Origin of the sequence: Acinetobacter sp. CIP 101934, from assembly GCF_000369585.1 — a bacterium.
In the GTDB taxonomy this organism is placed as follows: domain Bacteria; phylum Pseudomonadota; class Gammaproteobacteria; order Pseudomonadales; family Moraxellaceae; genus Acinetobacter; species Acinetobacter schindleri.
In genome coordinates this window covers 2,982,225-3,004,447 of the sequence record NZ_KB850094.1, presented here as the reverse complement: position 1 = coordinate 3,004,447, position 22,223 = coordinate 2,982,225, and the positions used below count along the sequence as shown (strand labels likewise).

The following is a 22,223-nucleotide window of genomic DNA, read 5'->3' as shown; positions in this document are numbered from 1 at the left end:
AAAGGCGACCTGAGTCGCCTTTTTTTATTTTTATTATCCAATCGTTTAGCTTTGCTGACCTCGATAAGATAAAGCTTCCGATAAATGCTGAGGCTGAATTTCTGAATTCTCAGCTAAATCAGCTATGCTTCGTGCTACTCGTAATACCCGGTGATAAGCACGGGCTGACAGATTTAGCTTCTGCTGGGCAAGTTCAAACATTTTACTGGTCTGAGCATTTAGTGGCGCAAATTGCTCTAATTCTTTTGGGTTTAATGCCATATTCAGCTTTTTCTGTCTTTGTATTTGCAGTTCGTAGGCAGTTATCACACGTTCCCTAACAGTTGCAGAATCTTCTACCGGTTGTGTAGATTGTAATTCATGAGCTTGCAGAGGAGGCACATCGATATGCAGGTCAATCCGATCCAGTAATGGCCCAGAAATCCGGTTCTGATAACGCTTGATCATTTCTGGAGAACACTGGCAGCGAATATCCTGATTAAAAGCATAACCACAAGGGCAGGGATTCATCGCTGCAACCAGCTGAAAGTTGGCTGGGAAAGTAATTTGTCGAGAGGCACGCGAAATTACAATTTCCTTAGATTCCAAAGGTTGACGTAATACTTCAAGGACTTTCCTGTCAAATTCCGGCAGTTCGTCGAGAAATAATACACCTAGATGTGCCAGCGTAATTTCACCTGGTTTAGGATGCGATCCTCCACCGACCAGGGCAACTGCAGACGCGGTATGATGTGGCGCGCGGAAAGGACGTTGTCCAAAAGTATGACTATTATTGGCAATAGAATAAATACTGGCGACTTCAAGATTTTCTTCAGTATTGAGAGGCGGCAAGATACTGGATAGCCGCGAAGCCAGTAAAGTTTTACCGGTTCCAGGAGGTCCTCTAAATAATAAAGAATGTCCACCTGCAGCAGCAATTTCCAAAGCCCGTCTTGGGCGCAGCTGACCTTTGACATCGGCTAAATCAAAGCGAGAATCTGAGTGATTCACCTGTGGTCGGGCCTGCATCTGGACTAAAGGTGCGAGTTTATTTAAATGATCACAAACTTCTTTTAGATGAGCAGCGGCAAATACCCGAAAATCAGGTAACTGACAGGCTTCCTGAGCATTTTCCTTAGGTAGAACCAGTTCATGCTGCGATTGTTGACAGGCAATCGCAATACTAAGCGTACCAGTGATGGGACGGAGTTGACCATCTAAAGCAAGTTCACCGATGAATTCCATACCATCAGCACAGTTTTCGGGTAATTGCCCCGATGCCATCAGAATCCCTAAAGCAATCGGTAGATCTAAGCGTGAACCGTCTTTGGGCAGGTCAGCAGGAGCCAGGTTAATAGTTAAACGTTTGGTCGGAAACTGGTAGCCACTATTTAAAATAGCAGAACGAACCCGATCCTTACTTTCCCGAACCGCCGCTTCGGGCAGTCCAACAATAGTTAAGGAAGGCATGCCCTGACTGACATGAACTTCCACTTCTATTAAAGGGGCATGCAGTCCCAGCAATCCCCGGGTATGAATTTTAGCAAAAGACATTTATTGTTCCATTTTGGTGCGTTATTATTGTTCGTTATTTGTCTTTTATGCACTTCACTGGTGCTTATTTTTTGTTCGATATCTTTTCTTCAAGTGATTCAACTTGTTTGAGCAACTCATTTAAACGCTGATTGGCCTGATTTAAGGCTGTACGCTGACGTTCAATTTCCTCTTTTGAAACCAGATCCATTTTACTTACTGCTTCGTTTAATAAAGCCCGAAGATTATGTTCCAGATCTTTTTTTGGTTCTTCGATCTGCTGCAAGATTGCTTGTAATAAAGTTTCAATCATTGTGTGGTCCATTGAGATGGAAATAAGCGCACAGTTTAACACCGCAGGAATCAAGACTATAGTATTTCAGACAAAATATGGGATTAATCGATAATTATTATCATAAAAGACCACATAAAAATGACTAAAATTTGAAGATTCAAAAGATTTATAAGTATAAAATAATGTTCAGGGAAACCGCATGTCGAGCTTTCTAATTTCCCCCGACCTTAGAAATCTTGGCATGAAATTTGAACATAAAACCTTACTGGTGAAATAAGCCGAAGGAAAACAAACATGAAGCTCGTAACTGCAATTGTAAAACCTTTCAAATTAGACGATGTGCGTGAAGCATTGTCTGAAATTGGCGTTCAAGGCATCACTGTGACTGAAGTCAAAGGCTTCGGTCGTCAAAAAGGCCATACTGAACTTTATCGTGGCGCTGAATACGTTGTTGATTTCTTACCAAAAGTCAAAATTGAAATCGCGATCAGCGACGAAATGGTTGACGCGGTAATCGAGTCAATTACGCGTGTAGCAAGCACAGGCAAAATTGGTGACGGAAAAATTTTCGTAACAAATCTGGAACAGGTCATCCGTATTCGTACAGGTGAAACAGGTGCAGACGCTGTTTAATTTGGCACAAAGTTTGCTGAGTAGCGAATAACTCACAAAAACTTGGTTGGGGGATACGAATGAAAAAAATACTACTCGCGTTGGGTCTGTCCAGCGCACTTTTGGGCGGTTCTGTTGCCTGGGCTGAAGAAGCCGCATCAGCAGCCGTTCCTACCGAGGAAGTTGCTTTAGTTGATGCAACTGCAACTCCAGATATTACAGAAGTTACTGCTGTGGAAGCAGTAGAAACAGCGCCGGTTGAAGAAGCGGCAGCTGCAGAAGAAGAAGCCACACTCGATACAGGTGACTCTGCCTGGATTTTAACGTCAACAGCCCTAGTTCTACTCATGACCATTCCAGGTTTAGCCCTGTTCTATGGTGGTATGGTACGTAAGAAAAACGTACTGAGTACTATGGCACATAGCTTTGTAGCAGCTGCAGTAGTCAGCATTGTCTGGGTCGTGATTGGTTATACTCTGGCATTCGGTGAAGGGAATGCCTTTATCGGTAGCCTAGATAAATTTATGCTGTCCGGTATTACGACTGAAGCGCTGTCAGGCACCATTCCTGAAATCCTGTTTGTCATTTTCCAAATGACTTTTGCGATTATTACGGTTGCCATCATTAGCGGTTCTATTGCTGAACGTATGAAGTTTGGTGCTTTCATCGCATTCATCACACTTTGGGTGATTCTGGTTTATGCGCCAATTACTCACTGGGTATGGGGCGGCGGCTGGTTAGGCAGTGACGGTGCACTGGACTTCGCTGGTGGTACAGTCGTACACATTAACTCAGGTGTTGCAGGTCTGGTTGCAGCCTACATGCTGGGTTCGCGTATGGGGCTAGGACGCGAATCTATGGCACCACACAATCTGACACTTACTGTAGTCGGTGCAAGCTTACTATGGGTGGGCTGGTTCGGTTTCAACGGTGGTTCAGCATTGGGTGCAAACGGTTCAGCAGGTTATGCACTCGTGGTTACACAAGTGGCAGCAGCAGCAGCAACGATCTCTTGGTTAATTACTGAAAAAATTGCACGTGGTAAAGCATCTGTATTAGGTGGTGCATCGGGTGCGGTTGCAGGTCTAGTGGTGATTACTCCAGCAGCTGGTTTCGTGACTGTAGGTGGTGCCTTAGCGATGGGTCTCATCGGTGGTGTAGTATGTTTCTGGGGTATTACTGCACTGAAACGTATGCTTAAGGCTGATGACTCTCTAGATGCTTTTGGTCTGCATGGTGTAGGTGGTATTGTCGGTGCGATTCTGACTGCATTCTTTGCCAGCGAATTTATCATGGGTGACGGTGCACCAACCAATGTAATGCATCAATTATGGGTACAAATTGAAGGGGTACTGGCAACAATCGCTTACTCTGCAATCTTGACCTTTATTATCCTGAAAGTGATCGATCTGATCATTGGTATCCGTGTTTCTTCTGATGATGAACGCATGGGTCTGGACTTGAGCCAACACGGCGAACGTGTCGAATAATCTGCTAAAACAATAATCAATATATTGTGTGAAACAGCCCGTCAGGGCTGTTTTTTTTCTATATATTGCGTAAAACTCTACAAAGTTCAGAATTTTTGCTACACTCGGAAATCATCAGGATTTGTTCAATTAAACCGCTATGCATTGCCCATTTTGCAATACACCAGACAGTAAAGTGATCGATTCACGCCTGGCCGCTGAAGGTTGCCAGATTCGCCGTCGTCGTGAATGTGTCAGTTGTAATGAACGCTTTACCACCTTTGAAAGTTATGAAGTGGTGATGCCGCGGGTCATCAAATCCGATGGCAAGAATGAACCCTTTGATGAAGCTAAATTACGCCGCTCACTGATGCATGCCTTACAGAAACGTCCAGTGACACAAGAACAGATTGAAACGGTGCTTAGCGATATCCAATTGCAGATTCGCCGTCTCGGTGAACGTGATGTCAAGTCACGCACTATTGGTGAAATCGTGATGCAGTCTCTATTTGCCTTAGATCATGTGGCTTATGTGCGTTTTGCTTCGGTGTATCAGGACTTTCAGGATGTTGAAGCCTTTCGTCGTCAGATCGAACAGATGCAGCAACGCGGCGAATTACAAGAATAAGCATGATTGAAATAACTCAAGATCAAATCTGGATGCGACGTGCCATCGAACTGGCACGTCAGGGCCAGTATTCCACCAAACCGAATCCAAACGTTGGCTGTGTCATAGTTAAAGATGGCGTAGTAGTGGGCGAAGGTTTTCATCCCAAAGCGGGTCAGCCACATGCTGAAGTCTTTGCAATGCGTGAGGCCGGTGAGCAGGCTTATGGTGCAACCGCTTATGTAACTTTGGAACCCTGTGCGCATTATGGCCGTACACCTCCATGTGCCAAAGGTCTGGTTGAAGCTGGCGTAGCTAAAGTTGTCGTGGCTTGTCCTGATCCAAATCTACTGGTCGCCGGAAAAGGTGTACAGATCTTGAAAGATGCTGGTATCAACGTTGAAGTGGGCATCTGTGAAGATGAAGCACATCCACTCAATTATGGTTTTCTGAAAGCCATGGCGACTGGGATGCCTTATGTGCGTGTGAAAATTGCATCAAGTCTGGATGGTCGTACCGCGATGGCTTCGGGTGAATCGAAATGGATTACCGGTATAGAGGCTCGGCAAGATGTCCAGCACTGGCGTGCGATTTCTGGTGGGGTAATTACCGGGATTGAAACAGTATTGGCCGATGATTGCCAGCTCAATGTCCGTAGCCTGAAAGGCGTTGATGACATCAGCAGGATTGTTCAGCCAAAACGGATTATTCTGGATCGCCAAGGTCGTTTGCCACTTACTGCCAAGATTTTGGAACAACCAGAAACTGTGATGGTGATGGGACCTTATCGTCAGGAACTGGCCGATCTCGGTGTGATCCAGCTTGAGATTCAACCTTTAAAAGAATTATTACAGTACCTGGTTCAGCAGCATCAGATTTATGACGTGCTGGTTGAGGCAGGAGCGACTTTATCTAGCGCATTTTTACAGGAAAAACTGGTGGATGAACTCATCAGTTATGTTGCACCGACTCTATTGGGGCAAACTGCGCGTAGTATGTTTAATGCAGAATTCAGCCAAATGGCAGAACAACTTCGATACAAATTGCAGGACGTGACCCGTTTGGGTGATGACGTGCGCTTCAGGTTAATTCCTTCTCAAGAGACACTATGAATCCAGAGTCTACGGTTTACCACAAACGTCGCCATGCGGCACGTACCACAGATGAATATCTTTTCCATCAGCTGGTTCCTTATCTGGGGAACAAACGCCGTTTACTACACTTAATTCTGGAAGCACTTGAGAGCACGGGAACCCTAAAACGTGAAGATGGCCGTGCGCCGATTTTTGCCGATTTTTTTGCAGGTTCGGGGGTGGTTTCACGTCTGGCCCGTCAGAATGGCTATCGGGTGATTGCCAATGACTGGGAACCCTATAGTCATGCACTCAATCATGCAGTTTTAGCTTGTACCGAAGCACCTGCCTTTAAAGAGCTCGGTGGCTATCAAAAAGCGATTGATTATCTGAATCGTTTACCAGAAGTCAAAGGCTGGGTGACACATAACCTGTGTCCACGCAATGATGAAATTTATGATCCGACCCGTGACCGTTTATTCTTCAAACGCCGTAATGGCATGCGTATTGATGCGATACGCCAGCAGATTGCCACCTGGCAAGCCCAAGGCGCAATTGATGATGTCGAGATGAGTGCTTTATTGGCACCACTGCTATATTCAGCCAGCTTTGTCAGCAATACCTCGGGCGTATTTAAAAGTTTCCACCATGGCTGGGGGGGCAAAACCCAGACCGCGCTGGAACGCATCGAATCGCTGCTTTGGTTAACGCCAAGCCGTTTCTGTGAGGATAACAAGCATAAAGGTCCTGCAGCTGAAATGTGGTGTGTCGATGCCCAGCATCTGGCGAATCAGATGAGTGGCTTTGAAGTGGATGTTGCTTATCTCGATCCACCATATAACCAGCATGCCTATAGCAGTAACTATCATGTGTTGAATGCTTTAACCCTCTGGGATCAGGTTGATCTACCGACACCCGATACCAAAGGCTTTAAGAGCGGGATTGACCGTGCTTGGCGTAAAGAGCGTCCAAGTCAGTACAACTCGTCCAAGCATGCCAAGGAAGCCTATGAAACCTTGTTGGCAACCATCAACGCACGTTTTATTCTGACCAGTTATTCAACCGATGGTAATATCAGTGCGACAGATCTGTTGCAGGCCAATCTGAAACGTGGCCGTGTGACCTTGCTAACTCAAGATGTGCCACGTTACCGTGTCAGCAAGCAGCGCCAGTCTGAACGTGCTCGTGTACTGGAATTTATTGTGATTACCGATACACATGCCAAGTCTGGGCCACCGATCCGTCAATTGTTGGGTCAGTTACACCATTATGCAGAACTGGGTGGTGTCGATACGACCAGTGTGAGTACGCAGCTAGCTCTCTGGTAAAAGCATAAAAAAGGAATAGAAAATGTTTACAGGTATTATTGAAAGCTTCGGTAAGGTCGAAAGCCTGCAAAATGTCGGCGGTGATGTACGCTTACGTATTCAGACTGATCTGGATATGACCGATGTCCATCTGGGCGATTCAATTGCCACCAATGGCATTTGCCTGACTGTAATTGACTGGGGCGATAACTGGTATGCTGCAGACGTGTCTCGAGAAAGTTTAAATCGAACCACACTTGGTAACTGGAAAGCGGGTCAACCTGTAAATGTTGAAAAAGCCATGCTGCCAACCACACGCTTTGGCGGGCATATTGTTTCTGGTCATGTCGATGCGGTGGGCGAAATCACGGTAGTGCGTTCCGATGCCCGTTCCATCTATTTTGAAGTGACAGCACCTGCTGAAATTGCCAAGTATCTGGCAGAGAAAGGTTCAGTGACAGTAGATGGTATCAGCCTGACCATTAACCATCTGCGTGGCAATATTCTCAGTTTAAACCTGATTCCACATACCGCTGAACGAACCAATATTGGCACCTGGAAAGTCGGGACCAAAGTCAATCTGGAAGTCGATGTGCTGGCACGTTATATCGAGCGTTTGTTGCTGGGTGACAAGGCGGCTGAAACCACACCACAGTCAAAAATCAGTATGGATTTTTTAGCTGAAAATGGCTTTTTAAAATAACCAAACAGCCTAAAGACTCAATAGCCTAATTGAAAAATTAGACTGTTTTTTTATTTTTCGGGATAATCCTGACTTCACTTTAAGATTTTAACCCCAGCGGACAGGTCGAATGCTCGATTTCTTACTAAACCTGGAACAGTCTTTGCCGATATTGCTTGAGCAATATGGGGTATGGATCTATGCCATTTTATTCCTGGTGATTTTTGCAGAAACGGGATCTGTATTTTGCTTTTTCCTGCCGGGAGATAGCCTGTTAATTGCAGTTGGTGCGCTCTGTTCTAGTAGCGATTTGATTACGCTGCATTCTATGGGATTACTGCTATTCACTGCGGCAGTGCTGGGCTATACCGTCAATTATTACACTGGCAAAGTGTTAGGCTTAAAATATTTCAATCAACATTCGCGTTTCTTTAAACCCGAATATTTGACCAAGACCAATCATTATTTTATGAAGCATGGCGGCAAAACCATCTTGATTGCACGTTTCATTCCTTTTGTACGTTCTTTTGCTCCTTTTGCTGCCGGTTCGGGTCATATGAGTTTTATGACTTTTACGCTTTATAATCTGGCTGGAGGCGTATTGTGGATTGTAAGCTTACTGGGCATAGGTTATATGGCAGGTAATGCCGCCTTTATGCTGGCAGATTTTTTCTAGATATAAAGAAATAGAAAAGCCCACCTTTGTGGGCTTTTCTAGACTTATTTCTAAGTGAATTAACGCTTTTGCAGAATGTAATCAATTTCTTCACGGGCTGCAGCACGTAAGCGGTTACGCAGCTGTACCAAAGTTTCCTCGATCGCAGTTTCGGCTTCAAGTTCCAGACGTAATCGGGTACTTTCCAGTTCTGACAGAATCTCAGTATCATCAATTTTGATTTGGGCGGAATTTAAAATCCGATTTTGCTCAAAACGTGCCGCATAATTCAGGACTTCAGCATTCAGGCTGTCCCGTAATAATTCTAGGGTACGACTCTGCTCTGCATATTTACGTTCTTCATCCAGCTTCATCTGCTCGATATACGCCTGCTCCTGAGCACGCTTATCTGCCAGCGCTTTTTCAAGGGCCTGCTGTTTACGAATCCGTGCTTCTTCAATCAGTTCCGCTTTACGTTGTGCATAAGCTTCCTCAATTTTACGCTCGGATTCTTTTTGCATTTGCTGGTCATGTGCCAACCATTCCTGCAATGACGTCTCTGGCTGAAGTACGTCGCAGATACGCGCGAGGTCATCAATAAAGGTCTGACGCACAGCTTCAGGCACATTTAACCAGCGCTGTTTGAAATCTGGACCAACATTTAATGCCACGGGCATCTCCTTATGAGGTTTAAGTAAGGCTACAGTTTATAAGTTTTCGGCTCAATACCCAGTCGACGGTATTGCTTAAACTTTTCACGGCCGAGTTGCTTGGCCGTTTCGTTGTTTTCAATAATCTCAATAATGTGACTAAATTTAGCGTAAGGTTCAAGTGCTTCAGGATTAAAATTAAAGATAATCCAGTCTTGTTGCTCAGGCAAGCTTGCAGAGATACAGACACTGGCCTGTGGCTGGTCAATACCATGCGGGATGAAAGCGGTAGGATCAAACGTCCACAGATGTTCATCCAGCTGTTGCTGCAAGTCAGCATCGCCACAGAGTAACCAGATCCGTTCCGGCTGACGCAGAATCTTGCGGCATAAACGGCAGGTACTTTCGACCTGCCGTTCAGGGCTTTTTTCAAATAAATAAAAGCTGACTTTAGCCATTCTTTTGAACACGGTTCGCCAGGAATTGCATTAATAATGGCACTGGACGACCTGTTGCACCTTTATTGGTGCCTGAATTCCAGGCTGTACCTGCGATATCCAGGTGTGCCCAGCGATAGTCACGGGTAAAACGCTGCAGGAAGCAGGCTGCAGTCACAGAGCCGGCTTTAGGACCACCAATGTTGGCAATATCTGCAAATGGAGAATCCAGCTGCTCCTGATAGTCATCCAATACTGGCATACGCCATACCCGGTCAAATGAAGTTTGACCAGCAGCTTCGAGTTCAGCGGCCAGTTCATCATCCGGCGTGAACATGCCAGTCAGGACTGAACCTAGTGCAACCACACAGGCCCCGGTCAAAGTTGCAATATCAATCACGAGAGTAGGGTTAAAGCGTTTTACGTAAGTTAAAGTATCGCAGAGTACCAGACGACCTTCTGCATCAGTATTCAGAATTTCAACCGTTTGACCGCTCATCGTGGTGACAATATCGCCTGGACGGGTTGCTTTGCCAGATGGCATGTTTTCAGCAGCGGCAATGGTACCCACAACATGAATATCTAAACCAGATTCGCATAATGCACGCATGGTACCCAGCACTGAAGCTGCACCACACATGTCGTATTTCATTTCGTCCATGCCAGCACCTGGTTTCAGGGAAATACCGCCGGTATCAAAGGTAATCCCTTTACCGACTAAAACGACGGGTGCTTCACTACGTTCTGCATGATATTCGATGGTAATGATACGTCCTGGACGGTCTGAACCTTTGCTCACTGCCAGGAAAGAGTGCATTCCCAGATCAGCCATTTGCTGTTCATCCAGTACATTCACTTTAAGCAGTTCTGGATATTCAGCTGCTAAAGCCAGTGCCTGTTCCGCCAGGTATTCCGGGAAACAAATATTGCCTGGACGGTTACCTAAATCACGTGCTAAGTTTTGGCCGGTTTGCACTGCCTGAAGCAATTGCAGCTGTTCTGCAGTTACTGGACTATCGGTCGCAATCAGGTTGATTTGCTCAAGTACAAATTCATTTTTCTTGGATTTGAATTCATCAAAAGCGTACGCAGCCTGGGTCAGCAATAGTGCAAAAATGTTATGAAATTGGACTGGCAGGGCAGAAATGTCTACGCTGATCTGCTGGAATTTTTTCTGTGCTGCTTTTACGATAGTTTGCGCAACTTTCGCCAGTTTGCCCGGCTGTAGTTCAGCAGTCTTGCCCAAGCCAACCAGACAGGCGTTGGTACTTGCTGGAACATTACCAACTAATGCCAGGGTTTCATTTAGACCTGCTTTATATTGTGTCGCTATGGTGATTTCTTCGAACTTGTTAATCTGATAAGTCGCAGCTGACTGCTGAAGTTGCTCAGAATCTACAAGAATTAACAGATATTGGCTGGATGCATTCTCTTGGAATGACGTATTAATTGTCAGTTTCATATGCGTTTATTTAAGCCTTATAAAATTTGCAACCATTAAACCATTGAAACAATTTCCTGAACAGGGTTTCAATGTTCAACTCAAGTATCGGTTTTATATTTTTAAGCTTAACATTCGGGTAAACTATGACAAGTTTTTACCCTGTATTCTGGAAGATTTAATTTGATTATTCGGCGTTATCTGGTCAAGCAAGTTGTATCAACATCCTTGGTTGTGATTGCCTTATTGACCTTGATCATGATGGGTGGTCGACTGATCAAGTACTTCGGTGTGGCAGCACAAGGACGTCTGGATGCAGGCATTCTGTTCAGTATTATTGGTTATCGTTTGCCTGAATTCCTGACCCTGATTTTACCTTTAGGTTTCTTTATTGGTCTGATGCTGGTATTTGGCCGGCTCTATGTCGATCATGAAATGGCAGTCATGAACGGTAGCGGGGTCAGTCGCAATCAGCTGGCACGATTACTCATTCCGATGACCTTGGTATTTCTAGTCGTTCAGGCATTTTTAATGCTCTGGGCGGCACCGTGGGGTATTCGTCAGTTTGAAGCATTGACCAATGAGCAGGCAGTACGGACGGGTTTCGATCTGGTACGGCCGAAGGAATTCATCTCCTCGGGACCCTATACCATTTATGCAGGTGATTTGTCGGAAGACCGTAAAAACCTGAAAGATATCTTTTTCTATCAACGTGCAGAACGTGAAGGCAAACCAGATGTCATGATTCTGGCGCAAGAAGCGACCCGTGTAGAAGTGGCAGGGGACACCGCCAATGTGGTGGATCTGGTCAATGGTCGCCGTTATGAAATTTTTGCCGGCATGCCGAAATATACCCAAGCGGAATTCGAGACTTATCGTCTGCGTCTGGAAAATGATAAAGAAGCCAAGTTTGAAAGTGCTGAAGTTGAAGCCTTGCCGACTTCGAAACTCTGGGAAAACCGCGATGATCCTGTGGTCGCCAGTGAGCTCGGTTGGCGAGTATTTGTACCATTTGCGATTATTGCGGCGCTGATGCTGGCCAATGCCTTGTCTGAAGTGAGTCCACGTCAGGGGCGTTATCTTAAACTCTTTCCAGCACTCTTGATCTTTGCCAGCCTGATTGTGGCTTTAATGGCAGTAAAAACGCGCGTCAGTAAAGAGGAAATGGGGATTTGGGCTTATCCAATGGTCCTGATTTTCTATGGTATTGCTGCAGCTCTATTTGCACGTAAGCAAAAGCTGGCGCCGAAAATCAAGAAACAGATTCAACGAGCGAGGTCTTAATCATGCTGGCACGTCGTATCGTTGCAAAACATGTGACCGGAACCACTGCACTTGCTATGCTCGGTGCAACAGCCGTATTGGCCGGTCTACAGGTATTATTTACTTACTTGGGTGAACTGGGTTCATTAAAAGAAGGCTACGGTGCCTGGCAGGCACTGAAATATGTGCTATGGGGCGCGCCAAATTATCTGTATGAAATCCTACCAATCTCTGCACTGATTGGTGCTGTTCTCGGCTTAGGTACACTCGCTTCTAACAGTGAGTTGATTGTGATGCGTTCGGTTGGGGTCAGCCTGTGGCGGATTGTCGGCTGGGTAATTCGTTCGGCATTACTCCTGGTGATTTTATCTTTTGCTTTAAGTGAATGGGTAATTCCGTATACCAATGAGCAGGCCAAAGCAGTGAAGAGTTACAACAAGCCTGTAAAAATTGGTGAGGTTAAAGGCTACTGGACCCGTGAAGGTCAGCGTTTTATCTATATTGACTATGCTAATGCCAAAGGTGAGCTAAAAAACGTACAGATGCTGGACTTTGATGAAGATTATCGTCTGCGCGGGACGCTAAAAGCCGAGCAGGGTGATTTTATCAAGGATGGTGCGTGGACTCTACAGAATACGCAGGAAATGAATATTCTGCAGAATGGTAATGCCACGCTGATAACACATTCCGAACAGCCGCTGGCCTTAGCGCTGCAACCGAAGTATGTGCATATGGTGACCATTGACCCAGAGGATCTATCGCCTAGTCAACTGGTCAGTTTCATGAGCTATATGCATGAATATAGCCAGGTACCAAAGACCTATGAACTGGCTTTCTGGCAGAAAGTCGGCTCGCCATTTGCCCTGATTGCACTGGTGGTGATTGCCTGTTCCTTTATTTTTGGACCGCTGCGTCAACAATCTATGGGCTTTCGCTTGGTGATTGCATTATTTGCAGGTTTAGGCTTCTTCTATCTGCAGGACTTCTTGGGTTATGCGAGTTTGGTCTATGCGCCGTCGCCCGCATGGTATGTATTTATTCCAATTATCATCATGTTTGCAATTGGTGGTTATCTACTGCATCGGGCACGCTAAGCCACAAGAAAATAGCAGAAATCAATCGCAGTGAGAGGCTTAAACCATGGTGTGGTCATGGCCTCTCACTGCAAAATTAGTTAAAATAGAACGATTAATTCGTAAACGAACAAGAGTATTCATTATGACGGATGCAACTGCTGGCAAAATCCCTCACGTATTGGTAATTATGGATGGTGTGGGTCATCGCGAAGCGGTCGAAGACAATGCGTTTTTAGCGGCTAAACGACCTCATTTAACTGCTATGCAGGAAAAGCATCCGCATGGTTTGATCTCTGGTTCTGGTGAAGATGTCGGTCTGCCTGATGGTCAGATGGGTAATTCTGAAGTCGGCCATATGAACCTGGGTGCTGGCCGTGTGTTATATCAGGACTTTACCCGTATTACCAAAGACATCCGTACCGGTGCGTTCTTTGAGCATGAAGTACTGATTGATGCGGTAGAAAAAGCCAAAGCATCAAATGGTGCCGTACACATTATGGGCCTGTTATCTGAAGGTGGTGTGCACTCACATGAAGACCATATCGTCGCGATGGCAGAGCTGGCATTAAAACGTGGTGCCAAAGTCTATCTACATGCTTTCCTGGATGGCCGTGATACGCCGCCGAAAAGTGCACAACCATCATTAGAAAAATTAGACGCTGTTTTTGCTCAATATCCAGGTCAAGGCCGTATTGCCACCATGATTGGCCGTTACTTTGCCATGGACCGTGACAACCGTTGGGATCGCGTGGAACAGGCGTATCGTTTGCTGACTGAAGGTGAAGCAGTTCGTACGGCAGCCACTGCAGTAGAAGGCCTGGAACAGGCATATGCAGCAGATGAATCCGATGAATTCGTGAAAGCGACCCGTATCGGTGATATAGCTGCGATTCAGGATGGCGACAGCGTAGTCTTCATGAATTTCCGTGCGGATCGTGCGCGTGAATTAACCCGTGCTTTTGTTGAGAAAGATTTTACTGGTTTTGAACGCAAAGTTGTGCCACATCTGGCGAAATATGTGATGTTGACCCGTTATCAGGCAACAATCGATGCGCCTGTAGCATATATGCCAGAAGCGCTGGTGAACTCGATTGGCGAATATTTATCAGACCTGGGCAAAACCCAATTACGTATCGCAGAAACTGAGAAATATGCACACGTGACTTTCTTCTTCAGCGGTGGTCGTGAAGATGAATATCCAGGTGAAAAACGTATCCTGATTCCATCTCCAAATGTAGCAACTTATGATCTCAAACCGGAAATGAGTGCATACGAAGTGACCGATGAACTGGTCGCAGCGATCAACTCAGGTGAGTTTGACCTGTTGGTAGTGAACTATGCCAATGGCGATATGGTCGGTCATACCGGCGTATTTGATGCAGCAGTCAAAGCAGTGGAAGCAGTAGACACTTGTTTAGGTCGTGTTTATGAAGCCGTGATGGCGCAAAAAGGCCATATGATTATTACTGCAGACCATGGTAATGTTGAGCAGATGCAGGACTATCAAAGTGGTCAGGTACATACCCAACATACGACTGAACTGGTTCCGTTTATTTATGTGGGTCCAACTTCGGCAACGATTGCAGAAGGCGGTGTACTGGCGGATGTGGCGCCAACATTGTTAAGTCTGATGCAACTTCCAGTGCCGGCAGAAATGCAGGGCCGTAACTTAATTGAGCTGAACGCTTCATAAAAATATCAATAGGATAAAGAATGGCAAAATCACAGCAGAAGTCAGTTGTACTCGCAAGCTTACTGATGTGTTTGAGCCATTCGGCATGGAGTGCTGGTTCCCAGGGTCCGGTACTCGATGATATGGTCATGGACCAGCAAACCTATAGCGAAATTCCGGTTTCTTCGATTCAGGAATTCGTGCAGATTTATGGCATTGTCAAAGATAATTATATTCAAGATAAAAATGACGATGCATTATTCCAACAGGCAATTCGTGGTCTGGTCGGTGGTTTAGACCGCTATTCCCGTTATCTTTCTCCAGAAGACTTCAAACAGCTCCGTCAATATACCGAAGGCGATCTAGCCAGTATCGATTTTGACCTGCAGTTTAATCCGCAATTGAAGCAGTGGATGGTGCAGGGACTTAGTCCGGATGCCGACTCTGCCAAGCAGGGATTGCGTAATGGCGTGACTGTTTACAAGATTGATGATCAGATCTTAAATACGCTGAAGCGCGATCAGGTTCGGGATTTGCTCAGTGGCGCGATAGGCTCTACTTTAAGCATTCAGCTTTCTGCGCAAAGTACGCCGGTGACGCTGGTTCGTAATATCAAAGTAGATACCGAGATTAAATCGACCCTGCATAATAATCAGGTGCTGGTCTTGCAGGTCAAGGTCTTCCAGCAGGACACAGCCAACGAAATTAAACGAATTATTGACAGCTATTCCAGTCAACGTTTAAAAGCCGTGTTATTTGATCTACGTAATAATCCAGGTGGCCTGCTTTCGGCAGCGGTAGAGTCTGCGGATCTATTCCTGAATCAGGGCATTATTGTCTCAACCAAAAGCCGGGCAGAAGGGGATCAGCAGTTTCAGGCTTTACCAGGATTTGAATTTCAGAATCTGAAAATTGGAATCTTGATTAATAACCGTTCAGCCTCTGCAGCCGAAGTCTTTACCGCTGCCTTGAAAGAGCATAACCGTGCCTGGGTGGTCGGTGAAAAAAGCTATGGTAAAGGTGTGGTGCAGAAACTGTTTCCTCTTAGCAATGGGGCGGCGTTACAGATGACGGTATCGCAATATTTCAGTCCCAGTGGTCAGCGTATTGAGGGTCTTGGTGTGCAGCCTCACCTCAGTTATCCGCTTGGCGTTGAGATGAGGGAAGAAAGTTATCTGGATCACATCACTGAATTATTGCTTTTACAAAAATAATGAAGGGGGCATAGCCCCCTCATCAATCATTCTTCTTCATCGGTATCGAGCCCAAATTTCTTCAGACGATAACGCAGCGAGCGGAAAGACATGCCCAACTTTTTTGCGGCAAGCGTACGGTTCCAGTGAGTCAGATTCAATGCATTTAGCAAAATTTCTTTCTCGATTTTCTCCATATACAGTTCAAGACCTTCTTCAGGCAGTTTTTTCGGTACGATAAAAGTGTCAGTAGTGTTACTCGATTCGGATGCTATATTCGATGTGATTTCGGAGGTCACAAAACTCTGGCGTAAAGGTGCAGTTTGCAAATGCTGGATATCAATTGTGTCTTCATCGCTGAGGGTAATAGCTCGCTCGATGATATTGCGCAATTCTCGGACATTTCCTGGATAGTATTGAGTCAGTAACTGCTCTTTGCTATGTTCAGTCAGGCGTTTCACAGGGATTTGCCATTCCTGACAGATCTTCTGAATAAAGTGTTCAGCCAGCAGCAGAATGTCATTACCACGCTCACGTAATGGTGGCAACACCAGATCCATCACATGAATGCGGAAGAATAAATCCTGACGGAATTTACCTTGCTGTACCTGTGCTTCTAGGTCCTGATGACTGGCGCTGATGACACGAAAATCCACATCAATTTCAATATCTGAACCTAAAGGGCGAATCCGTTTTTCCTGTACTGCACGTAGCAGTTTGACCTGCATACTGAGTGGAAGTTCTGCAATTTCATCCAGAAATAAACTGCCGCCATGTGCAGACTGGATCAGGCCCTGTTTGTCCTGCATGGCGCCAGTAAAGCTGCCTTTCTTGTGCCCGAATAGCTCACTTTCCATCAGTTCAGCTGGAATTGCGCCACAGTTAATGGCAATAAAGGGTCCTTCACTCCGGTTACTGAGGCGATGAACCAGATTTGCTACAACTTCTTTACCTGTACCAGATTCACCGGTAATAAATACCGGGGCTTGAGAGCGGGCAATTTTATGCAAAGTCGTACGTAATTGCTGAATCGGCTTGGACTGGCCAATCAGCATTTTATATTCTAGGGTATCTTGCTGATTGGATTGGTAATCTACTGGCTTATTTAGTGCCTTTTGCAGTAACTGCTCCAGATGTTTCTGATTGATCGGCTTACTGACAAAGTCAAAGGCACCTGCCTTGAGTGCAGCAATGGCAATATCCATATTGCCATAGGCAGTTAACACAGCAACCGGTAGGGAAGGATGATGCTCACTGATAAATTCTAGTAGCTGCAAGCCATTACCATCAGGCAGATTCAAGTCCGTAAGGCAGGCATCATACTGATGATCTGCCAGGCGTTTTTTAGCATCCTCCAGACGATGGGCGATATGCGTGCGAATTCCCATACGCATGAGCGACATCTGCATGAGCGTACAGAGATCTTCTTCATCATCGACCAATAGTACCAGTGGTTGTTGTTCCACACTCTTTCCCCTTAAATTCAAAAATTAAACAGTGATGCGCTGGCAGCTAATCCGGAAGCAGGCACCCTGTTCTTGTTGTATATAATTCAGCTGGGCCTGATTGGCCTCACAGAAACTGTGGGATAAATATAGCCCTAGTCCTGTACCATTAATTGAAGTGCTGAAAAATGGTTTAAACAGCAGACTCTGATCGGCAGGCGCCACACCCTGACCAAAATCCCGTACATCAATCCAGACTTTATGTTCATAAGGATGAACTTTTAATTCTACATAGCCTACGGCTGGATCGTTATGCCGCACGGCATTACGCAATAAATTGACCAATACTTGACGTAGCTGGGCTTCATCAAACTGGATATCCAGTCGCATATCAATATTCAGCTTAATCTGATCAGCAATATCAGCCAAATCCTCATGGATACATTGTGGAATAAATTCATTCAGCTGAATAGATACTGGATGAGTCTCTTTATTCTTCACCATATTCAGCGTGTCTTCAATAATCCGGTTGATTCGTGTTGCCTGCTTGCTGATCATGCCATGCAACACCTGCTGCTGGTCCTGTTCACAACCAGGTAACAGATCATTGGCTTGAACAATCGCTGCAAGCGGATTACGAATCTCATGAGCAATACTGGCAGAAAGTTGCCCGAGTGCCGCCAGTTTTAATTGCTGGACTTGTTGATTAAGTTTTCGCGCATCTTGCAGCACTAGCAACATTAAAGTTTGATGCGGTACAATCAGTTTTTGTACTTGAACATGAATATTGAAACGGCTTTGCTGGGATTCAAACTGAAAGCGTTCGCCATTTTCCAGATCTTCAAAGCGGATCAACTCAAACAGATCTGGTTGTGACTGGTACAATGGAAACGTGTCATGTGCATACATTTGCTGGATGCCAAGCAAGTGGCAGGCAGCAGGATTACTCAGCACCACATGACAGTTTTCATCGAGAACCAGATAACCAGTCTCAATCTGTTCCAGAATATAACGGTTAATATTTTGTAGACGATAAAGTTCCATGGACTGGGAAAAATTGACATTTTCCAAGATCTGGAAACGTCGGACTGCAATTTGCCCGATGCCATAGACCACAAAAAACATGAAAGCCAATATGGCGCTATTGCCGATATTACCCAGAGAGGAAAGGGTAAACAGGCTGGTGATGAAATGCTGGTAAATCACACTGATGACCGCAATCAAGGTAATCACCAGCGCTTTTTGTGCATTCAGTAAAATGGAAGCGGCAAAGATAGTAATCACGAATAGCATACTGAGCTGTAGATTGGTGCCATTCGTGGCCAAGGTCAGCAGGCTGAGTGCACAGACATCGACAATAAAAATACCGGTCAGCTGTTGCTGAACAAATTTCTTAAAATACTTCAGAACAAAAAGCTGGATCAAGGCGATAGCAATGAAGCTACTCAGTACATAATGATACAGCTTGGGATATTCTAAATCGCTAGTGTGCTCAGGATAAGTGAGCACGAAAATCAGCAGTAAACCAGTACTGATGATCAGGCGGTATGCCGCATACCAAGTGCCCAGCAGATATTGATTAAGCTCTGAATAAGAAGATCGCTGCGACATAGAACCTTTTTTGTTTTTTTAAGTTTTCTTAAATAGAGGGCATAAAATATTAAGGTTTAATCAGACCATAGCGCATTGCTAGATGGGTCAGTTTCACATCGCTGTCGATATTAAGTTTTTCAAAAATACGATAACGATAGGTATTTACAGTCTTAACACTAACAAAAAGTTTATCCGCAATTTCCTGGGCACTAATGCAGTTGACGACCATCATGGCAACCTGCATTTCGCGTTCGGACAGGGAATCAAATGGGGATTGCTGTGTGTCAGATAAATAAGAGCTCGCTAATTGCTCGGCAATATCTGCACTAAAGTATTTGCCGCCCTGCATGACTTTATTAATAGCACGTACCATCTCGGTAACAGGTGCACCTTTGGTGATATAGCCTTTAGCACCTGCTTTGAGTAACAGCGATGGATAAGGTTCTTCGGCAAGACCACTGACAGCGATAACTTTAGTATCAGGGGCTGTTTGTAACAGTCGACGCGTAGTTTCAACACCACCAATACCCGGCATATTCACATCCAGGAGCACTACATTCGGATGATGCTGACGCACCAGAGTAATTGCTTCTTCACCAGATTCAGCTTGTCCAATGACCTGAACATCAGTGTGGTCTTCAAGCATTCTACAGATGCCAGTACGCACCAATTCATGGTCATCTACAACTAAAACTGTGATCACGTATACTCTCCCTCAGATGAAAAAAAATCATTTTTTTTGTTACACAACGCAAAATAAGCTTGCAATGAAACTACAAAATTAGCAATCCTACAGACATGTCATATTGAACTGTATCACGCAGTGTAGAGATCAATAATTGTTCTGCATTGTGGTAAATGTAATGTAAGCCATATTAGAGGTAATACGCAAATCAATCTTACCTCGTAAGTTGGGTGAAGGAATAGTGAAGAAAACACATAAGTCTTTGATGCATGTACTGGGTCTGTCGCTGGCAGTCAGCATGAGTACGACGACGAGTTTTGCTGAAATTATCATGAATTCGTCAGCAGCGGCCCCTCAGTCTAGCCTGAGCTGGTCTTCTGAACAGGCCAACCAGTTCTTGAGTGATGGATCGGATGCCGATGATGAGCCTTCTCCGCTTGGCTCTACGACAGTCACCACGACCATCCGTAGTCAGAATGGTCAAGCAGTACAAGAACCTGCCAAAACTGTACAGATTCTGGATACCAAGACCTATGGCACGCAGCCATCTGTCAATGCGCGTTCAGCGCTGGTAATGGACGCGCAGACCGGTGAAGTGCTGTATAGCAAGAACAGTAATACAGCAGTGCCGATTGCATCGATTACCAAGCTGATGACAGCAGTGGTGATCTCTGATGCACGTTTAAACATGAATGAAAAAATCACACTACAACAGGGTGATTTTTCATGTTCAGGTTGTAAGAGTTCAAGCTCGACGTTACGTGTCGGAGACACGATGAATCGTGCTGAAGCTTTATTGTTTGCACTGATGAAATCTGAAAACCCGGCTGCAGCAGCGTTGGCACGTACCTATCCAGGTGGTCGTAGTGCTTTTATTTCTGCCATGAATAGTAAAGCCAAAGCATTGGGTATGAATTCAAGTAAATTTCTGGAATCTACCGGATTGCATCCGGGCAATAAGTCATCTGCAAGAGACTTGGGGATTCTGGTAAACACCGCTTCGCAATACGGCTTGATCCGACAGTTCTCAACCACAGCAAGTTATGACTTTAACTTGGGTTACCGTGTGTTGAAATCGAATAACACCAATGCGCTGGTACGTAATGGTGGCTGGAACATTAATATTTCTAAAACCGGTTTCATCAATGAAGCTGGACGTTGTGTAGTGATGCATACCACCTTAAATAACCGTCCAGTAGTCGTAGTGTTGCTTGGAGCAGATTCATCTGCTGCACGTACCAATGATGCAACACGTCTCATGACTTGGGTGTCTAGTTTGCCGAAACAGCGTGTTTAAGCTTTTATAAAATATTTAAGTCATAAAAAAGCCCTGCAGATGCAGGGCTTTTTGATTCTGTCTCTTACATATTAGACAGAATAGAATCGCGTACTTGATCCAATGTTGCATCGATCGATAGCATTACTGCATCAGAACATTGTTTGATTGCAGTATCGGGATCTTTCAGACCGTTACCTGTCACAGTACAAACAATTACTGAGCCTTCAGCAATCTTGCCAGCTTTAATGTCACGAATTGCACCGCCGATAGACGCTGCAGAAGCAGGTTCTACGAATACACCTTCGTACATGGAAAGTAGACGTTGTGCTTCAAGAATTTCAGCATCAGTCAGTTCGTCGAACCAACCTTGAGAATCACGAACCACAGCTTTGGCATGGTTCCAGCTTTGTGGATTACCAATACGGATTGCAGTTGCCACAGTTTCAGGGTTTTCTACTGGCGCACCACGTAGGAACGGTGCAGCACCAGCCGCCTGGTAACCGACCATTGTCGGAAGGCCTTCAGGTTTAGGACCAGTGAACGCATCAGTTGCAGGGTCATAAACCACTTGCTCAAACTCATCAGCAGGTTGGTTGGCAACGGCTTCGGTATAACCCATCCAGTGTGCAGTGATGTTACCTGCATTACCGACAGGTAGGCAGTGGTAGTCAGGCGCACGGCCCAGCTCATCTACGATTTCGTAAGCAATGGTTTTTTGACCTTGCAAACGGTATGGATTGATTGAGTTCACGATCGTCACCGGAGCTTTATCCGCGATTTCTTTCACCAGACGCATACCGTCATCGAAGTTACCGCGGATTTGCATGGTGATTGCGCCATACATCATCGCTTGTGCCATTTTACCCATGGCAATTTTGCCTTCAGGAATTAACACAAATGCTTTCATGCCTGCACGTGCAGCATAGGCAGCCGCAGCAGCAGAGGTGTTACCTGTAGAGGCACAGATAATGGCTTTTGAGCCTTCTTCAGCGGCTTTGGTCACCGCCATGGTCATACCACGGTCTTTAAATGAACCAGTCGGGTTTAAGCCCTCGTACTTCACATAAATTTCAACATTTTTGCCAATAATGCGCGGAATATTCGCAAGCTTAATCAGTGGTGTATTACCTTCGCCTAGAGAAACAGCAGGGGTAGTTGCAGACACTGGTAAACGGTCGCGATAGCGGTCAACTAAACCAGTATAACGATTGGCATTCGACATGATGATGTTCCAATTGTGTGTAGAGCTTGGTGAGGAGCGTAAACCCCTCAACCCG

21 protein-coding genes are annotated in these 22,223 nt (G+C 45.3%); 12 read left to right on the top strand and 9 right to left on the bottom strand.

Features of this window, described 5'->3' with window-relative positions; all coding sequences use genetic code 11:
• Positions 1 to 45 precede the first annotated feature (45 nt).
• Both F899_RS14630 and F899_RS14625 read right to left on the bottom strand, forming a co-directional pair.
• The gene (locus tag F899_RS14630) at positions 46 to 1,533 is read right to left on the bottom strand and encodes a YifB family Mg chelatase-like AAA ATPase (RefSeq protein WP_005223537.1); all 1,488 of its coding nucleotides are present in this window, start codon (positions 1,531 to 1,533) and stop codon (positions 46 to 48) included.
• 64 nt (positions 1,534 to 1,597) lie between these two features.
• Entirely contained in the window at positions 1,598 to 1,825 is a 228-nt protein-coding gene (locus F899_RS14625; protein ID WP_004810171.1) for an accessory factor UbiK family protein, read from the bottom strand.
• A 276-nt stretch (positions 1,826 to 2,101) separates the two neighbouring features.
• Here F899_RS14625 and glnK point away from each other — a divergent pair, with 276 nt between their 5' ends.
• The 7 genes from glnK (at position 2,102) to F899_RS14590 (ending at position 8,233) form a co-directional block, all read left to right on the top strand.
• Positions 2,102 to 2,440 (top strand): P-II family nitrogen regulator, encoded by a 339-nt coding sequence (gene glnK, locus F899_RS14620; protein ID WP_004281042.1) that lies wholly within the window; start codon positions 2,102 to 2,104, stop codon positions 2,438 to 2,440.
• Positions 2,441 to 2,499: 59 nt separating this feature from the next.
• A complete protein-coding gene (locus tag F899_RS14615) occupies positions 2,500 to 3,909 on the top strand; it encodes an ammonium transporter (protein WP_004810169.1) in 1,410 nt (469 codons plus the stop codon).
• 139 nt (positions 3,910 to 4,048) lie between these two features.
• On the top strand, positions 4,049 to 4,516 hold the full coding sequence (gene nrdR / locus F899_RS14610) for a transcriptional regulator NrdR (protein WP_004810168.1): 468 nt from the start codon (positions 4,049 to 4,051) through the stop codon (positions 4,514 to 4,516).
• A 2-nt stretch (positions 4,517 to 4,518) separates the two neighbouring features.
• On the top strand, positions 4,519 to 5,607 hold the full coding sequence (ribD, locus tag F899_RS14605) for a bifunctional diaminohydroxyphosphoribosylaminopyrimidine deaminase/5-amino-6-(5-phosphoribosylamino)uracil reductase RibD (RefSeq protein ID WP_005223534.1): 1,089 nt from the start codon (positions 4,519 to 4,521) through the stop codon (positions 5,605 to 5,607).
• A complete protein-coding gene (locus tag F899_RS14600; RefSeq protein WP_005223533.1) occupies positions 5,604 to 6,896 on the top strand; it encodes a DNA adenine methylase in 1,293 nt (430 codons plus the stop codon). The genes ribD and F899_RS14600 overlap by 4 nt, the downstream gene beginning before the upstream one ends.
• A gap of 22 nt (positions 6,897 to 6,918) precedes the next feature.
• Entirely contained in the window at positions 6,919 to 7,578 is a 660-nt protein-coding gene (locus F899_RS14595; protein WP_005223531.1) for a riboflavin synthase, read from the top strand.
• 109 nt (positions 7,579 to 7,687) lie between these two features.
• A complete protein-coding gene (locus F899_RS14590) occupies positions 7,688 to 8,233 on the top strand; it encodes a VTT domain-containing protein (protein ID WP_004896401.1) in 546 nt (181 codons plus the stop codon).
• 59 nt (positions 8,234 to 8,292) lie between these two features.
• Here F899_RS14590 and F899_RS14585 read toward each other — a convergent pair whose 3' ends face one another.
• Genes F899_RS14585 through F899_RS14575 form a run of 3 tightly spaced genes read right to left on the bottom strand, consistent with a single transcriptional unit; the run spans position 8,293 to position 10,761 of the window.
• Entirely contained in the window at positions 8,293 to 8,883 is a 591-nt protein-coding gene (locus tag F899_RS14585; protein WP_005223529.1) for a cell division protein BlhA, read from the bottom strand.
• 29 nt (positions 8,884 to 8,912) lie between these two features.
• Positions 8,913 to 9,320 (bottom strand): DNA polymerase III subunit chi, encoded by a 408-nt coding sequence (locus F899_RS14580; RefSeq protein WP_005223527.1) that lies wholly within the window; start codon positions 9,318 to 9,320, stop codon positions 8,913 to 8,915.
• The gene (locus F899_RS14575; protein ID WP_005223520.1) at positions 9,313 to 10,761 is read right to left on the bottom strand and encodes a leucyl aminopeptidase; all 1,449 of its coding nucleotides are present in this window, start codon (positions 10,759 to 10,761) and stop codon (positions 9,313 to 9,315) included. Before F899_RS14575 ends, F899_RS14580 begins: the two co-directional genes overlap by 8 nt.
• 162 nt (positions 10,762 to 10,923) lie before the next feature.
• Between F899_RS14575 and lptF the strand changes: the two genes are divergently transcribed.
• From lptF to F899_RS14555, 4 genes are all read left to right on the top strand, one after another.
• Positions 10,924 to 12,024 (top strand): LPS export ABC transporter permease LptF, encoded by a 1,101-nt coding sequence (gene lptF / locus F899_RS14570; RefSeq protein WP_005223518.1) that lies wholly within the window; start codon positions 10,924 to 10,926, stop codon positions 12,022 to 12,024.
• A 2-nt stretch (positions 12,025 to 12,026) separates the two neighbouring features.
• Positions 12,027 to 13,097, top strand: a complete 1,071-nt coding sequence (lptG, locus tag F899_RS14565; RefSeq protein ID WP_005223516.1) for an LPS export ABC transporter permease LptG — start codon at positions 12,027 to 12,029, stop codon at positions 13,095 to 13,097.
• A gap of 124 nt (positions 13,098 to 13,221) precedes the next feature.
• Complete coding sequence (gene gpmI / locus F899_RS14560) at positions 13,222 to 14,772, top strand: 2,3-bisphosphoglycerate-independent phosphoglycerate mutase (protein WP_034434140.1); 1,551 nt, start codon at positions 13,222 to 13,224, stop codon at positions 14,770 to 14,772.
• A 20-nt stretch (positions 14,773 to 14,792) separates the two neighbouring features.
• Positions 14,793 to 15,965: a S41 family peptidase gene (locus tag F899_RS14555; RefSeq protein ID WP_005223514.1), complete on the top strand. Its 1,173-nt coding sequence runs from the start codon at positions 14,793 to 14,795 to the stop codon at positions 15,963 to 15,965.
• 26 nt (positions 15,966 to 15,991) lie between these two features.
• Here the strand turns inward: F899_RS14555 and F899_RS14550 are convergent, their stop codons facing one another.
• The 3 genes from F899_RS14550 to F899_RS14540 are packed head-to-tail and all read right to left on the bottom strand — an operon-like array spanning position 15,992 to position 19,685.
• Positions 15,992 to 17,410: a sigma-54-dependent transcriptional regulator gene (locus tag F899_RS14550; RefSeq protein ID WP_004810143.1), complete on the bottom strand. Its 1,419-nt coding sequence runs from the start codon at positions 17,408 to 17,410 to the stop codon at positions 15,992 to 15,994.
• Between the two features lie 24 nt (positions 17,411 to 17,434).
• Complete coding sequence (locus F899_RS14545; protein WP_004896392.1) at positions 17,435 to 19,000, bottom strand: two-component system sensor histidine kinase NtrB; 1,566 nt, start codon at positions 18,998 to 19,000, stop codon at positions 17,435 to 17,437.
• Positions 19,001 to 19,049: 49 nt separating this feature from the next.
• Positions 19,050 to 19,685: a response regulator transcription factor GacA gene (locus F899_RS14540; RefSeq protein ID WP_004810139.1), complete on the bottom strand. Its 636-nt coding sequence runs from the start codon at positions 19,683 to 19,685 to the stop codon at positions 19,050 to 19,052.
• 223 nt (positions 19,686 to 19,908) lie between these two features.
• On the opposite strand from F899_RS14540, the gene F899_RS14535 reads away from it, so the two are divergent.
• Positions 19,909 to 20,964: a serine hydrolase gene (locus F899_RS14535; RefSeq protein WP_026056747.1), complete on the top strand. Its 1,056-nt coding sequence runs from the start codon at positions 19,909 to 19,911 to the stop codon at positions 20,962 to 20,964.
• Between the two features lie 64 nt (positions 20,965 to 21,028).
• On the opposite strand, the gene thrC is transcribed toward F899_RS14535, so the two are convergent.
• Positions 21,029 to 22,168 (bottom strand): threonine synthase, encoded by a 1,140-nt coding sequence (thrC, locus tag F899_RS14530; protein WP_004896386.1) that lies wholly within the window; start codon positions 22,166 to 22,168, stop codon positions 21,029 to 21,031.
• Positions 22,169 to 22,223 lie beyond the last annotated feature (55 nt).